We start from the raw sequence: 15,566 nt of genomic DNA, 5'->3' as shown, positions 1-15,566 counted from the left end.
ATGAACGAACTGGACACAAATGACGCTCCAAAACTATTAAATTCGATTATCGGTTTAATAGATCAAACGCGTCATGTTGTTGCCAAAACGGTCAATCAAGAATTGACTTTGTTATATTGGAACATTGGAAAAACCATCAATGATGATATACTAAAAAATGACAGAGCCGATTATGGAAAGAAACTTGTTCGAAATTTAAGTAATGAACTTTCTAATAGATATGGAAGTGGATTCAATAAAAGAAACCTTCATAGCTTTATAAAACTAAACACCATATTTCAAGACATTACAATTGTGCACACACTGTGTGCACAATTGAGTTGGTCGCACATTAGAAATATAATCTATATCGAAAATCAAATAAAACGAGAGTTCTATATTCAAATGGCAATTCACGAAAGATGGAGCGTTCGAACTTTGCAAGAACGGATAGACAGCATGCTTTTTGAAAGAACGGCCATCAGCAAAAAACCGGAGCACACTATTCTCAATGAGTTAAAAACATTGGCAAGCGAAAAGAAAATAAGTCCAGATTTAGCTTTTCGAGATCCTTATTTTTTAGACTTTTTAGGGTTGCACGATAGTTATTCCGAAAAAGATTTGGAAAGCTCCATCTTGGCACAACTTCAATATTTCATAACCGAAATGGGCAGCGAATTTGCTTTTTTAGCCCGTCAAAAAAGAATAATTATTGACAATGAAGATTTTTACATCGATTTACTGTTTTATCACCGAGGCTTAAAAAGCTTGGTTGCCATAGATTTGAAATTGGGAAAATTCAAAGCCAATTACAAGGGGCAAATGGAATTATATCTTCGTTGGTTAGAGAAAAACGAACAAAAAGAGGGCGAAAACAAACCCATCGGTTTGATTCTTTGCAGCGAGAAATCTCCAGAGCAAATCAATTATTTAATGCTTGATAATGACGCACAAATCAAAGTGGCTGAATATCTAACGCTATTACCAGAAAAAAAATTATTGCTAGAAAAATTGGAAAAAGCCATAGCTATAGCAGAAAACATCAACAGAAAATAAATGGATAAAAACTTAATAAAACTATTACCCTATACAAAACCTTATAAATCGCATATCGTTTGGAATGTGATTTATAATATTTTGTATGCCTTGTTCAGCACTATTTCGATGCTGACTTTATTACCAATGCTCGAAGTGCTTTTTGGCAAAACCAAACTAATCGAAAAAGCTCCTGTTTATGAAGGAATAGGAAGCATAATGCGTTTTGGAAAAGAATATTTGTATTATCAAATTTCAGAATTAACAAAAGGAAGTGGCCCTCAATTTGCATTGTTATTAGTGGTAGTTTTGGTAATTTCTACTTTTTTATTAAAAAACTTGTTCAATTATCTAGCCTCCTATCACATTATGCACCTCAAAAATGGCGTGTTGCGTGATTTGAGAAAAACGATGTTTGACAAAATAATCGAATTGCCCATTTCCTATTATTCCGAAAAAAGAAAAGGAGACGTGATGGCTCGAATGCTTGGAGATGTCAACGAAGTTCAGAACTCCTTTTTTTCTATTTTGGAATTAGTCGTAAAAGAGCCTTTAACTATCGTTTTTGCTCTCGTTACTATGTACATCATTAGTGCAAAACTGACCCTATTTGTTTTAATCTTTATACCCATTTCGGGATTTATAATTTCAAAAATCGGAAAAAATTTAAAGGCAAAATCTTTAAAAGCACAGGGTGAAAGCGGTTTTCTTATCTCGATTGTGGAAGAAAGCTTGGGCGGTTTGAAAGTAGTAAAAAGCTATAATGCCGAAAACACTTTCAAAAACAGATTTAACGATTCCATCACACGATTGCTAAAATTATCCAACAGCATCGGAAACAAAAACAATTTGGCATCGCCATTAAGCGAGTTTATGGGAATTACGACAATTGCTACCTTGCTTTGGTACGGAGGAAATTTGGTTTTGGTCGACAAAACCTTGGACGGTTCAGCGTTTATTGTTTACCTGACTTTGGCATATAACATTCTTACGCCTGCAAAAGCGATTTCTAAAGCTTCGTATTCGGTCAAAAATGGTTTGGCAGCTGCCCAAAGAGTTTTTGAAGTTTTGGAAGTTGAAAACGAAATCACTTCAAAAGAAAATGCGATTGAGAAAAATTCATTTGATTCAAAAATTTCCATCCAAAACATCAATTTCAAATACGAAGAGGAAACTGTTTTGAAGAATTTTTCACTTGAAGTAAATAAAGGACAAACCGTGGCACTTGTTGGTCAATCAGGAAGTGGAAAAAGTACGATTGCTAATTTATTGACTCGTTTTTATGATGTGAATGAAGGAACAATTGCCATTGATTCCGTCAATATTAAAGACATGGATTTGCAGTCACTTCGTGGTTTGATGGGCTTGGTAACACAAGATAGCATATTATTTAACGACACTATAAAAGCCAATATTTCGCTTGGAAAACTAAACGCAACCGATGACGAAATTATCGAAGCCTTAAAAATTGCCAACGCTTATGAGTTTGTAAAAGATTTACCACTTGGAATTTACACGAACATCGGCGACAGCGGAAACAAACTTTCGGGTGGACAAAAACAACGTTTGTCTATTGCTCGTGCAGTTTTGAAAAATCCTCCGATAATGATTTTGGACGAAGCTACTTCAGCTTTGGATACCGAAAGCGAAAAATTCGTGCAAGTTGCCTTGGAAAACATGATGCAAAACAGGACTTCCATCGTGATTGCACACCGTCTTTCTACCATTCAAAAAGCGGACAAGATTGTGGTAATGCAAAAAGGAGAAATTGTGGAACAAGGAACCCATGACGAGCTAATTGCGCTAAACGGAACATATAACAAATTAGTAACAATGCAGTCGTTTGAATAATGAAGCAAAACACGAATTTTGTAATTGGATTTTAAATTCCTCCTTTTTAATTTAAAAAATGTATCTCAACAACAAAAACATACGACTTCCGGAAGACCCAGATACAGTTGTTTGGAAATACTTAGACTTGTCAAAGTTTCTAGATTTGTTGTTGTCGCAAAAGCTTTTTATGTCGCGTTCGGATAAATTCGAAGATCAATATGAAGGTACTTTTAGCGAACCAACATACGAAGAGATAAAAAAAATAGCCGAAAACAATCCCGAATTTTTACAAAATTATAAATCACATCGCGAAAAAGTCGCCATCAGCAGTTGGCACATCAATGAATATGAATCGTTTGCGATGTGGCAGATTTTTACTCAAAACAGCGAAGGCCTGGCTATTCAATCTACTATTGGAAGATTGCAAAACGCAGTCATTCCCGAAAAAAAATTCGAACAATACATTGGCGAAGTAAACTACATTGATTACAAAAAAGAATACATTCCGTTTGACGACGTGTTTTTTCCCTTCTTGTTCAAACGGAAAAGTTTTCAGTACGAAAGAGAAGTGCGCATCATTTCGGACGTTACCCAAAGCAACATCAAATTAAACGACGGCCTAAAAATAAACGTGGACATCAACCAACTGATCGAGAAAATCTACATTCATCCCAAATCAGAAAACTGGTACAAAAATCTCGTTATCGAATTAGTTTCAAAATTAGGATTTGATTTCACGATAGAAAAATCGGATTTGGAGAGTGATATTTTGATATAAGTCCATAAAAATTACCAACCATTTTTAGCCATTAAACCTAATCTTGCAATAAATTATGTTTCAATAGTGGATACTAAAAAATATTTATTTATCAAGCCATATAATTCATCCTTGTTAATAGGTTTTGAGATGTAATCATCACAACCAGCCTGTAACGCCTTTTCTCTGTCATTTGCCAGCCCATAAGCAGTTTGAGCAATAATAATCACATGTTCATCGAATTTACGAATTTGTCGAGTAGCTTCATATCCATCCATTATAGGCATGCCAATATCCATCAATATCAAATCAATGTCTTGATTGTCGCGATAAAATTCAACAGCATCTTTTCCGTTTTGCACTGTTATAATTTCTTTACCAAACATCTTCATTGCTTTTGAAATAAACAATTCTGATATTTTATCATCTTCAGCTATCAATGTTTTCAAATTTTCAACCCGAATCACTTCTTTATTAGTCGCGATTTCGTTGATTGCAACTTTTTTTTCTTCTTGATTCGCTATCATCGGAAGTGTAAAATAAAATGTAGACCCTTTTTCTGGCTGACTTTCAACCCAAATCTTGCCGCCTAATATTTTTACGTATGCTTTTGCAATGGACAATCCTAATCCTGCTCCTTGTCGTGCGGCCCTATCTTGAATATCTGCTTGAATAAATCTTTTAAATACAGCTTTTTGCCGATCAATCGGAATCCCTATACCAGTGTCTTTTACGTAAAATTCCAAGAAATTGCCCTTTCTTTCATATCCAACTTCAACAGAACCTTTATCACAATATTTTATGGCATTCTTGACTAAATTAGAAAGAATGCTGTTAACTTTTAACCTGTCTGTATGAATAATGACTTCATCGCAGGACATCCCTTTCTTGACTAAAAAATCCAGATTTTTAAACTCTGCTTCAGGTTTAAATAGATTGTATATACAGTCCATTTTTTCGTTTACGTCAAACTCCTCAATATCAACCTCCATCAATCCAGATTTAATTTTGGAAATATCAATTATATCATTCAAAATATTGAGCATTCGAATACCACTTTTCTCAATATTTTTAACATACTGTTGTTGTTCTTCTCCAGTAAGATTTGGTTTTTTCAATAATTCTGAAAATCCCAAAAGCCCATTCATTGGCGTCCTAATTTCATGGCTCATATTGGCCAAAAAAGCTGTTTTTAATCTGTCACTTTGTTCTGCTTTTTCTTTAGAAATTTTAAGAATTTTATTTTGAATTTCATATTCTTGGTTAAGAGAAGCATATTCCATATTTTGCTTTTTAAGAATGCTTTCATTTTTCTCAAGTACACTTTGCGCCTCTTTTCTTAATCTATTTTCAATTGAAATTTTATATAAACTGTAAGCAAAACTTAATACAAGAACAACAATTAAAGAAACAAAGATTATTATTCTCCACCCAAACACGTTTTTATTAATCATTTCAACCTTAATTCGCATTCCGTTATCAAGTGAAACCAGCGGAACTACTACTACATCACCTTCTAATGTGCTGTATGATTCCGAAAATGAACCTAGAACTTTTGAGTGTTCATCTACTAAACTAATACGTATTTGTTTATCATCCAAATCAGAAAAACAACTTTTCAGTATTCCTTTAGTAGAATAAACCCCTGAAAATAATCCTAAAAATTTATTTTTATTAAATACGGGAATCCAAATCTCAAAAGAGGAATTAGATTGTATCGCTTCAAAAGGTTTTGTATATACCGCCTTCCTTGTTAATCTAGCCAACCGTGAAGCTCGTTTAGGCTCGGGTAATTCGATGGGTAACCCAATGATGTCCGAATTTCCTTTAAGAGGTGCTACTGTCTTAATAACATAATTAGAATCAATCCAAGTGATATTGATATATTCGGGGTGGTTAATTAAATAATCCTTTAATTTAGTTTGAAAAGTATCTTCGGAAAGATATCCATTTGCTCTTTCATTTGCTAGAAGATTTATATAATCAAGATTTCCTTTTAACTTTAGTTCAATCTTGGCAGATAGATCCTTTGACAAGTTTGATATAGCGCCTAATTGTTGTTTTTTTACATTATTGTAGGACAGAAACAAGATAACACTAAAAAATAAGGAAAAAGCAACAATAAAAAGTATTGGACTAATTAAAATATCATCAAACCATTTCGAATTTTTTTTTTTTAAAATCATCTCTTTTTCTTAAGCATTAAATTTAAAAAAAGTCTAGTTGCAAACTCCTCAAGTAAATGTATTTCACTGTTTAAAATTTCAAATATTAATATCCCTATGATTTGATCGAATCTGGGTCTGCTCATGGAGTTAATATTTTTGCAAAATAGTCTTTAATTTGATACTCAGATGCATTTGATTATCGTAAATACTCAAAGAATCGATTACATTCTTATGCCCTTTATAAATACTCAAACCACCAGCCCATTGCATAGTATAAGCAAACAACTATTTTATTGGACTCTAATCAACATTAGTGGTTTCTTATATTAAATTTAAAACATCCTAAATTTCTTTTGACTTCCATGCTCTTTTTTACAGTTTGTTAAAAGTAAAATAAAATTTAATACAAAATGTACGTTCTTATAATTATTTTAATATTAAAAACCAAACTTAAAAACCATGATTTTCTATAATGTGAAGAAAATTACCCCATAAATTTACTTATCTCATAACGAATAGAAAATTTTAAAAAAAAAACATTAAAACCTCATATTGACCTTCACGTTAAAAACTCGCGTGGTCATGTAATTGGGAATCGCATATTGATTTTTGGAATATACATCACGAACCCAAGTATTGGTAATCGCGTTTTGATTGTCGAAAAGGTTGAAAATTTCCAATCCAATGGCTAATTCCTTGAAAGGTTGAAGCCATTTTTTGGTGGATGGATTTTGGTCATCAATCAACACTTTGAAGAATCCTACATCGGCACGACGGTAATCATTCAAACGATTTTGATACAAATAAGGGTCAGAATACGAAGGTGAACCTCCCGGCAATCCGGTGTTGTAAACCAAATTCAGGTATAATTTTATGCTCGGAATATTAGGCATATAATCTTGGAACAAAAGGGCAAATTTCAATCTTTGGTCGGTTGGTCTCGAAATATAGCCTTTGTTGTCGATATTTTCTTCGGTTTTTAGATAGCCAAAACTAAACCAAGATTCGGTTCCGGGAACAAATTCTCCGTTCAATCTAAAATCAAAACCTTCGGCATACGCTTTGGCATTATTGGCCGCAGCATAACGAATGCGAACATTGTCCAAAGTATAAGGATTTACGTCCGTCAACGATTTATAATACAATTCCGAAACCATTTTGAAAGGACGTTGCCACATTTTGAAACTGTAATCATTGCTCAAAACGACATGAATGGATTGCTGCGCTTTTACATCAGCCTGCACTACACCATCGGCATCTCGCAACTCGCGATAAGACGGCGGTTGATGATACAACCCTCCCGAAAGACGAAAAAACATGTCCTTGTTCCAATTGGGTTTTATTGAAAATTGTGCTCGTGGACTAAAGGTAAATTGCGTGGAACTTGTAATTCCATCGCCTGAAACAGTCCAATTTTGGGAACGAATTCCTGCATTCATCCAAACTTCGTTGCCTCCTAAATAGCCTTTTCGACTCCATTGTGCATAGCCCGAGAATCGGTTGATGTCGACAAAATTGGTCGCCCTCACATTATTATACGGAACCAATGGCCCGGCATATGGCGAATAAGGTTGGTCATTTTTGGGCAAGACCTTCGGAGGATTTATCGAAAATCCGGCAGAATCTATCACTTCCCATTCTATCACTCTGTCACGAATGGATTCGCGAGTGAATTTCGCTCCCCATTCGAATTGGTTCTTTTTGAAATTATGAATTCCTTTCAATTCGGTATTTATGATCAATGCGTCCAAATCGTTTCGGGCGTGGTTGAGTTGCGAACCAATTCCTCTCGTGAAAGCGACATCGCCAAAAGTATCCGAACCAATATTAGAATCTACTTCGCCCAAACGGTATTGCGCCAAAATATCAAAATATTCTTGTTCCTGGGTATGATAGACCGAAGCAATTAATTTGTAGATTGACTTTTCGGATGCGGTATAAGTTGATTTTACGGCTCCAAAAACTGTGGTGTATTTGTCTTTTTCCTGACCTTCATAATAAACCAGCAATGCCATCGGATTATCGATGGTTCCAAAATTAGTTTGGCGCGTCAAAGGCTGGTATTGGTAATCATTTTGAGAAACATTGCCCAAAAAGCTGAAATCCCATTTATCCGAAGCTTTGAAATTGACATTTGATTGAAAATCGGCGAATGTTGGCGTATAATTGGTTTCTGTTTCTTGGCTATTTACCAAAAGTGAATTGTTTCGGTATCGAATTCCTGTTACTTGAGACCATTTTCCGTTTTTGGAAACGGCATCTACAGCTGCGCTTGCACCAAGAAAACTAGCTTCGGCAACGGCTCCAAATTTTGTTGGTTTTCGATAAGTGATATCCAAAACCGAAGATAATTTATCGCCATATTTTGACTGAAAACCTCCTGCCGAAAAATCGACATTTTGAACCAAATCCGTATTGGTAAAACTCAATCCTTCTTGCTGACCGGAACGAATCAAAAACGGACGATAAACTTCGATTTCGTTCACATAAACTAGATTCTCGTCGTAATTTCCGCCTCGAACGGCATATTGGGTACTCAATTCATTGTTAGAATTGACTCCCGGCAAGGATTTCAAGATATTTTCGACACCGGCATTGGCTCCTGGAATTTTCCGAATCATTTCAGGCTCTATGGTCGTGATTCCCTGAACCCTTTTTTTGTTGTTTGACATGATTATGACTTCACCCATTTGCTCGTCTTGGTCACCCATAACCAAGTTGAACTCATAGTCTTCATTTGGTTTTAGAGTAACTGTAACCGTAACTTTTTTCAGCGAAATATGTGAAAAAATCAGGATCGATTTTTGATTGGCTGGAACGGTCAAGACATAATAACCATTGGCATTTGATTGGGTTCCATTACCTCGACAAGACACATTCACGTTGGCTACGGGCTGATTGTTTTTATCCAGAATAACTCCTTTTACTTGGGCAGATTGAGCAGACGCAAAAAATCCAAAACAGAAAAAAAAGAAAGCAAGTATTATTTTATTTAAACCCAAGGAATTTGATTTTATTTTTTTTGACTTCTGAAAAACTTAGTTTCAAAGATAGTAGAATTACCTAAATTATCAACAACTATTATTTTTAATTCGTTTGCGCCTTCAGCGACAATTCCATCACTAAAATTGTGGGTTATTTTTTTGGTTTTGTTGTCATATTCGAACAATATCCACTTGCCGTTCAAATAGCCGTTATAGGATTTTATGCCCGACAATCCATCGCTTATGGTAAATTGGATAGACTTCTTATCGCTCAACCATTTTCCATCGATAGGTTTGGCAATGGAAATAACGGGCGGGATTGTGTCTAGAACCAAGGCATATTTCCCCAAGGTTTTAACTTTGATGGTAAAGACATTGTCTTTTCGATACGTTGTATTGTATCCCATTTTTTTACCGTTAATTGAAGCGATGTACAATTTTTCCCTTTGTGCTTCGGTAAATTTTTTGTCCTCCATTGAAATCGTAAAACTGGTATGGGCGGGAACCGTATCGTCGTGAAGAAACAGGGTGTCGTTTTTCACGTCAAAATTCAAATAGAAATCGTCATAAAAAGTCCCTGCAGGAAAGAAAACCGACATGTTTTCCTTTTCGAAACTGGAATCGTTGTTTGCTTTTACAAAATATTTGGAAAGAATTGGCTCTTGGGCAACTATCGCAGGCAGTGATCCATAATTCACCGGAATGGAAACCTTGGTCAAATTGCCATAAAAATCTGAAACTTCAACACGATATAGTGCCGTCAAATTAGGTTCTGCTGTTAGAATACCATTGCTTTTATTCGTTTTAATTATGCTCAATCTAAAGGGGTTTTTCATGAACAACTTTTGCACTCTTTGCTGGGTCTTCTTGTATCTTGGGTAATCAATGAGCGCATTTATATAGCGCATCTCGTCAAAAGGATAGGTATCAAATTGATAGCCAAAATTGGGAATTCCGTTGTAAAAACCCTGCACCTTATAGATTCCGTTTTTATTGAAAGAAACATCGTCATAATCGAAAGCGTTAATTCCAAAACCTATTTTTCCATTGGTCGAAACCGCATCGGCAAGGTAAGTTCCATCTTTTTGCAACTTCAAATTGAGTATCAAAGGCCTTTTTGATTGATTGACGACCGTATCGTCATTCAAGGGATAAACATAAACACTCGAAATCATTGGACTTTTAGAGTCTTTCAACATTTTATCAAAGCCAAAAAGCATTGGATTGATGATATACTCTGTACTATTATCACGAAATTCAAAATGTAAATGCGGTCCTTCGGAAGCACCCGTATTTCCCGAAAGGGCAATAACTTGCCCTTTCTTGACCTCGATTTCACCGGGTTTCAAATACATTTCAATTTCGAAAGATTGCTCCTTGTAATGTATTTTTTTAATAAAATCTTCGATAGAATCCGTGGCTCTGAGCAAATGTCCATAAACAGAAGTATATCCATTCGCGTGCGTAATATAAAGGGTTTTTCCGTTTCCAAAAGTCGAAATCTTGATTCTGGAAATATAACCATCAGCGACAGCATAAACCTTCAATCCCTCTCTTTGCATTGTTTTCAAATCAAACCCAGCATGGAAATGATTCGGTCTCAACTCTCCAAAATTGCCAGACAATTGCATCGGAATATCTAGTGGAGACCTGAAATAATCTTTTGGATAATCAACTTGTGCAAAAAGAATACTGCTAAACAATAGGGCAAATAGGCTAGATTTCATTGAATACATTTTTGCTAAGGTAAAAAAAAGTGGTTAATAAAAAAACGTAAAATCACAACTGACTTCAAATCAATTCATTAAATATTTTAATGCAAAAAAACAAATAAAATATTGTAATAATAAAAAGGAATACTAACTTTGTAAGATTATGTAATACGTAGGATAAATTATGAGTGTAATTGCGGAAATAATTGATACTCTTGAAAATAAGATTGAGAAACTTTTTACGAAGCTAAATAGTTTAGAGAAGAACAATCAAGATTTGAAAATAGAATTGACCAAAGCAGCAGCCACCATACAAACCCAATCTCGTGAGATTGACGCCTTGAAAAAGCAGTATGAAACACTAAAAATTGCCAACGCATTACTGGGCAGCGAAGATAATAAAAGAGATACAAAGCTTAAAATAAATTCATTAATTCGTGAAATTGATTACTGCATAGCACAGCTATCAGATTAGTAAAAGATATGGACGAAAAGCTTAAAATTAAAATATCAATTGCAGACAGGGTCTATCCATTGACGGTGGATTTTTCCCAGGAAGAAGGGCTTAGAAGTGCTTCGAAGAAAATTGACGTGATGATAAAGCAATTTGAAGAAAATTATGCCGTTCGCGACAAGCAAGATGTATTGGCCATGTGTGCCTTGCAATTTGCCTCGCAAGTAGAACAAAAACAAATTGACAATGCCATAAATGGCAACGAAACTATTGAAAGAATTAAAAAAATCAATGCGGTTTTAGATCAATATCTCGATAAATAAACGTTCTTTACAACAACTAAGATACTGCCTACATTAGTTCATATTTGGTAAACTCAACACTAACAATTTAGAATGAGCAAATCATCGTTACTATAGCAAGCCAATTCAGTTTGGAAGCTTGAACAGCGAGTTAGCTCAAAACTTGTATTCCAGAGTTTATACAAGCAATCTAATGTAGGCTTTTTTTATATATAAATTTTAATAAACCATGGACATAGTAACGATTATCATTTCAGGAATTATAGGTATTGCGGGAGGTTTCATCATCGCCAAAATAATAGAGAAAAGCAACATCTCTAATTTAATTAAAAATGCAAAAAAAGAAGCATCATCGATCTTAAAAGATGCCAATCTTGAAGCGGAAAACATCAAAAAAGACAAAATTCTTCAAGCAAAGGAAAAATTTATCGAATTGAAATCAGAACACGAACAAGTAATCCTTTCTCGCGATCAAAAAATGGCAGAAGTGGAAAAAAGAATTCGTGACAAAGAATCACAAGTTTCGAATGAATTGTCGAAAGCCAAAAAAGTAAACGATGATTTTGAATCAAAAACATTAGAATACAATTCTAAAATTGAAACCCTGGAAAAGAAACAAATAGAAGTTGACAAACTGCACAAAAGTCATTTACAACAACTAGAGGTTATTGCCGGTTTATCTACAGAAGATGCCAAAAACCAATTGATTGAAGGCTTGAAATCGGAAGCCAAAACCGAAGCAATGTCCCACATCCAAGATACTATTGAGGAGGCAAAATTAACGGCACAACAAGAAGCCAAGAAAATCATCATCAACACTATTCAAAGAGTTGGAACAGAAGAAGCCGTAGAAAACTGCGTTTCTGTATTCAACATCGAATCCGATGACGTGAAAGGTAGGATTATTGGTCGAGAAGGTAGAAACATTAGAGCGATTGAAGCAGCAACCGGAGTAGAAATCATTGTGGACGACACACCGGAAGCCATTATTCTTTCTTGTTTTGATCCGGTTCGTAGAGAAATTGCACGTCTGTCGTTACATAAATTGGTAACTGACGGAAGAATCCACCCAGCACGCATTGAAGAAGTAGTAGCCAAAACCACAAAACAAATTGACGACGAAATCATCGAAGTTGGAAAACGTACCGTGATTGATTTAGGTATTCACGGTTTACACCCAGAGTTGATAAAAGTGGTAGGTAGAATGAAATACCGTTCTTCTTATGGACAAAATTTATTGCAACACTCTCGCGAAGTTTCCAAGCTTTGCGGAATTATGGCAGCCGAATTAGGATTGAACGTAAAACTGGCCAAAAGAGCCGGTTTATTGCACGATATTGGTAAAGTTCCAGATACCGAAAGTGATTTGCCCCACGCTTTATTGGGAATGCAATGGGCCGAAAAATATGGTGAAAAAGAAGAAGTTTGCAACGCTATTGGAGCACACCACGACGAGATTGAAATGAAATCATTGTTGTCTCCAATTATCCAAGTATGTGACGCCATTTCAGGTGCTAGACCAGGTGCAAGAAGACAAGTTTTGGATTCTTACATCCAACGTTTGAAAGACTTGGAAGAAGTAGCTTACGGATTCAGCGGAGTGAAAAATGCTTATGCGATTCAAGCCGGTAGAGAACTTCGCGTAATCGTGGAAAGCGAAAAAGTTTCTGATGACAATGCCGCTACTTTATCTTTCGAAATCTCGCAAAAAATACAAACTGAAATGACTTACCCAGGTCAGGTGAAAGTTACCGTAATTAGAGAAACTAGAGCGGTGAATATCGCGAAATAATAGTTCTCAGTATTCAGTTTACAGTCGCAGTATGACTCACAAATATGTGATTTATACTGCGATTTTTTTATACTCTGACAACTGAACACTGAATACAGAACACTGATTGCTATCTCCTCGGATGAAAATTATTAATCACTTCGGTCAAAAATCTTCTATCCAAATGCACATAAATTTCCGTTGTGGTTATCGATTCGTGACCAAGCATTAACTGGATTGAACGCAAATCGGCACCATTTTCCAGAAGATGCGTGGCAAATGAATGGCGCAAAGTATGCGGACTAATGCTTTTGTTCAAATTTATTTTGGTAGCCAAATCCTTGATTATCGTAAAAATCATGGCTCTTGTGAGCTGACTTCCCCTCCTATTCAAGAACAAAGTATCCTCGTGGCCTTTCTTTATATTCAGATGTATTCTTATTTCATTTCTGTAAATTTGAATGTATTTTTGAGTCAAATTTCCAATGGGAACAAAGCGTTGTTTATTTCCTTTACCGGTAATCTTGATAAAACCTTCTTCAAAAAACAAATCCGAAATTTTCAAGGAAACCAATTCCGAAACACGAAGTCCACAACCATAAAGCGTTTCCAAAATAGCCCTGTTTCGTTCGCCTTCATTGGAACTTAAATCTATGGCAGAAATTAAAGTATCTATTTCTTCCACTGACAAAGTATCGGGAAGTTTCCGGCCTGTCTTCGGTGTTTCAATCAATTCCATTGGATTGTCTTGACGATAGTCTTCGAAGATTAAATAGCTAAAAAAACTTTTTAATCCCGAAATTATTCTGGCTTGCGAGCGAGGATTTACTTCTTTGGAAACACTGTAAATAAATTGCTGGATGGTTTCTTCATTTATTTTTATTGGCGAAACAGCAATAGCATTTTCTTCCAGAAAAAGACACAATCGTTCAATATCAAAAGAATAGTTGTCGATGGTGTTTTTCGACAAACCTCTTTCAATCCTCAAATAAGATTGATAATTTTTGATATCCGTTTTCCAATTCATGGAAGCAAAGTAACGCTATTTTTGTACATAAAAAAACCACCCAAAAAGGATGGTTTTTCTATGATTAAACCCAAGTAGGATTTACCACTTGTACAATAAACCGAACTGTGGAGTGGCAAAAATGTTGTTGAACAAGTTCACGTTAACATTCAAATCACTTGAATTAGATCCTTGTTCTGGATTTACATTGTTATAACTCAAGATATTTGCCAATTCGAATGTTGCAGCCCAATGAGAAGTAAAGAAATAATTCATTCCTAAATCGATATTGGCATTCATGGCGCTATTAGTGTTCTTGTTGGCATTATTAGTCTCGGTTGATACCGAAGAATAGCCTAATCCAATTTCACCATAAGCATTGAAGCTTTTACTGGCACCCAAAGACAAGAAATAATAACGAGCGAAAGCACCAATTCCGAAAGTATTATTTTCAACAGTGCCATTATCTTGACCTGCAAGAGCTAAAAAACCTCCAACAGCCCATTTGTCATCCAGCATAACACCCATTTTTGGCGTAAATGACCAGCTGTCTTCAACATCACCTGAACGAAAGCTAAAACTTCCTTCCACAAACTTGTCTCCTTTAGAGAAACCATTGTTTGTTGCATCTTGAGCGTTTGCAAACCCAAATCCGAGAATTGCAATTACTGATAAAATAATTTTTTTCATGTTTGTTTAGTTTAAAATTTATAATACAATAAAATTAAACATTAAAACTGAAGGGATTTTGGCTACAAAATTTAGTTGTTAACAAAATTAGTAACAATTAATGGAGATTACATAAAAATAACGGCTTCAATGTGACATATTCACAAAAGAAACACTTTGACTGACTATTTGTTAAAAAATGACCGATATGCGAGATAAATACAATAATTAAACATTTAAAGAGTTTTAGATAATGTCCCTAATCAATAAACTTAAAAATTATGAAAAAAACAATTTTGATTACCGCTTTACTATTTGTCCTGTCATTCAGTGCTCAAGCCCAGTTATTACAAATTGGCGCAAAGGCTGGATTAAATTATGCAAACTTTTCTGGTACAAACATTCAGACTGACGCCATAACAAGTTATCATGCAGGATTGATTGCAGAAATTAAACTTCTGGACAAATTTGCAATACAACCTGAATTGCTGTACACAACCCAAGGAGCAACTTACAAAACGGCTTTAGGTGATTTTGAAAATGAATTAGGATATATCGCTATTCCAGTTTTGGCAAAAATATATTTGAGCAAATCTTTTAGTCTTGAACTTGGCCCTCAAGCCTCTTTTTTATTGAGTGAAAAAAGCGAATTTGACGTGAGTGACGCAAATACATTTGATTTTGCACTTGCTGGTGGATTGGGTTTTAAAATAACCAAAAACATCTTCATTAATGGAAGATATGTTTTAGGACTGACCGAAGTATCTCCAAATGCAGACGCAAAAAATTCAGTGCTTCAATTCTCGGCAGGTTTTATGTTTTAACAAAATTAAAAACAATAATTCTTTCAAAACCGTTCTTAATTGGAACGGTTTTTTTATTTTTACCAAAATATG

The 15,566-nt window shown here is 35.0% G+C and carries 12 protein-coding genes; 7 read left to right on the top strand and 5 right to left on the bottom strand.

All coding sequences use genetic code 11. The features are described from left to right. Genes OZP13_RS01780 through OZP13_RS01770 form a run of 3 tightly spaced genes read left to right on the top strand, consistent with a single transcriptional unit; the run spans nucleotide 1 to nucleotide 3,625 of the window. Nucleotides 1-1,035, top strand: a complete 1,035-nt coding sequence (locus OZP13_RS01780) for a PDDEXK nuclease domain-containing protein (protein ID WP_281298434.1) — start codon at nucleotides 1-3, stop codon at nucleotides 1,033-1,035. Beyond that, the gene (locus OZP13_RS01775) at nucleotides 1,036-2,865 is read left to right on the top strand and encodes an ABC transporter ATP-binding protein (protein ID WP_281298433.1); all 1,830 of its coding nucleotides are present in this window, start codon (nucleotides 1,036-1,038) and stop codon (nucleotides 2,863-2,865) included. A gap of 58 nt (nucleotides 2,866-2,923) precedes the next feature. Next, entirely contained in the window at nucleotides 2,924-3,625 is a 702-nt protein-coding gene (locus tag OZP13_RS01770; protein WP_281298432.1) for a hypothetical protein, read from the top strand. A 53-nt stretch (nucleotides 3,626-3,678) separates the two neighbouring features. Here the strand turns inward: OZP13_RS01770 and OZP13_RS01765 are convergent, their stop codons facing one another. The 3 genes from OZP13_RS01765 to OZP13_RS01755 form a co-directional block, all read right to left on the bottom strand. Continuing rightward, nucleotides 3,679-5,790, bottom strand: a complete 2,112-nt coding sequence (locus OZP13_RS01765; RefSeq protein WP_281298431.1) for a hybrid sensor histidine kinase/response regulator — start codon at nucleotides 5,788-5,790, stop codon at nucleotides 3,679-3,681. 521 nt (nucleotides 5,791-6,311) lie between these two features. After that, nucleotides 6,312-8,774, bottom strand: coding sequence for a TonB-dependent receptor (locus tag OZP13_RS01760; protein ID WP_281298430.1), 2,463 nt, complete (start codon nucleotides 8,772-8,774; stop codon nucleotides 6,312-6,314). A gap of 11 nt (nucleotides 8,775-8,785) precedes the next feature. Next, nucleotides 8,786-10,483 (bottom strand): M23 family metallopeptidase, encoded by a 1,698-nt coding sequence (locus OZP13_RS01755; RefSeq protein ID WP_281298429.1) that lies wholly within the window; start codon nucleotides 10,481-10,483, stop codon nucleotides 8,786-8,788. Between the two features lie 169 nt (nucleotides 10,484-10,652). On the opposite strand from OZP13_RS01755, the gene OZP13_RS01750 reads away from it, so the two are divergent. From OZP13_RS01750 to rny, 3 genes are all read left to right on the top strand, one after another. Continuing rightward, nucleotides 10,653-10,943, top strand: coding sequence for a hypothetical protein (locus OZP13_RS01750; protein ID WP_269242002.1), 291 nt, complete (start codon nucleotides 10,653-10,655; stop codon nucleotides 10,941-10,943). 8 nt (nucleotides 10,944-10,951) lie between these two features. Next, complete coding sequence (locus OZP13_RS01745) at nucleotides 10,952-11,245, top strand: cell division protein ZapA (protein ID WP_269242001.1); 294 nt, start codon at nucleotides 10,952-10,954, stop codon at nucleotides 11,243-11,245. A gap of 208 nt (nucleotides 11,246-11,453) precedes the next feature. Next, nucleotides 11,454-13,016, top strand: a complete 1,563-nt coding sequence (rny, locus tag OZP13_RS01735) for a ribonuclease Y (protein ID WP_281298428.1) — start codon at nucleotides 11,454-11,456, stop codon at nucleotides 13,014-13,016. A gap of 109 nt (nucleotides 13,017-13,125) precedes the next feature. Here rny and xerD read toward each other — a convergent pair whose 3' ends face one another. Further along, nucleotides 13,126-14,022 (bottom strand): site-specific tyrosine recombinase XerD, encoded by an 897-nt coding sequence (gene xerD / locus OZP13_RS01730; RefSeq protein WP_281298427.1) that lies wholly within the window; start codon nucleotides 14,020-14,022, stop codon nucleotides 13,126-13,128. 81 nt (nucleotides 14,023-14,103) lie between these two features. Then, on the bottom strand, nucleotides 14,104-14,691 hold the full coding sequence (locus OZP13_RS01725) for an outer membrane beta-barrel protein (protein ID WP_281298426.1): 588 nt from the start codon (nucleotides 14,689-14,691) through the stop codon (nucleotides 14,104-14,106). 260 nt (nucleotides 14,692-14,951) lie between these two features. Here OZP13_RS01725 and OZP13_RS01720 point away from each other — a divergent pair, with 260 nt between their 5' ends. After that, nucleotides 14,952-15,494 carry a porin family protein gene (locus OZP13_RS01720; protein ID WP_281298425.1) on the top strand — a complete coding sequence of 181 codons (543 nt, stop codon included), beginning with the start codon at nucleotides 14,952-14,954 and terminating at the stop codon, nucleotides 15,492-15,494. Nucleotides 15,495-15,566 lie beyond the last annotated feature (72 nt).

The sequence above is a fragment of the Flavobacterium limnophilum genome (assembly GCF_027111315.2).
Taxonomy (GTDB): domain Bacteria; phylum Bacteroidota; class Bacteroidia; order Flavobacteriales; family Flavobacteriaceae; genus Flavobacterium; species Flavobacterium limnophilum.
Note: the sequence above shows the minus strand (reverse complement) of the source record. Positions and strands in the feature narration are given on the sequence as shown.

Coding starts and splice junctions, on each gene's coding strand:
- OZP13_RS01780 (WP_281298434.1), top strand. CDS start 1: ATGAACGAACTGGACACAAATGACGCTCCAAAACTATTAAATTCGATT.
- OZP13_RS01775 (WP_281298433.1), top strand. CDS start 1,036: ATGGATAAAAACTTAATAAAACTATTACCCTATACAAAACCTTATAAA.
- OZP13_RS01770 (WP_281298432.1), top strand. CDS start 2,924: ATGTATCTCAACAACAAAAACATACGACTTCCGGAAGACCCAGATACA.
- OZP13_RS01765 (WP_281298431.1), bottom strand. CDS start 5,790: ATGATTTTAAAAAAAAAAAATTCGAAATGGTTTGATGATATTTTAATT.
- OZP13_RS01755 (WP_281298429.1), bottom strand. CDS start 10,483: ATGAAATCTAGCCTATTTGCCCTATTGTTTAGCAGTATTCTTTTTGCA.
- OZP13_RS01750 (WP_269242002.1), top strand. CDS start 10,653: ATGAGTGTAATTGCGGAAATAATTGATACTCTTGAAAATAAGATTGAG.
- OZP13_RS01745 (WP_269242001.1), top strand. CDS start 10,952: ATGGACGAAAAGCTTAAAATTAAAATATCAATTGCAGACAGGGTCTAT.
- rny (WP_281298428.1), top strand. CDS start 11,454: ATGGACATAGTAACGATTATCATTTCAGGAATTATAGGTATTGCGGGA.
- xerD (WP_281298427.1), bottom strand. CDS start 14,022: ATGAATTGGAAAACGGATATCAAAAATTATCAATCTTATTTGAGGATT.
- OZP13_RS01725 (WP_281298426.1), bottom strand. CDS start 14,691: ATGAAAAAAATTATTTTATCAGTAATTGCAATTCTCGGATTTGGGTTT.
- OZP13_RS01720 (WP_281298425.1), top strand. CDS start 14,952: ATGAAAAAAACAATTTTGATTACCGCTTTACTATTTGTCCTGTCATTC.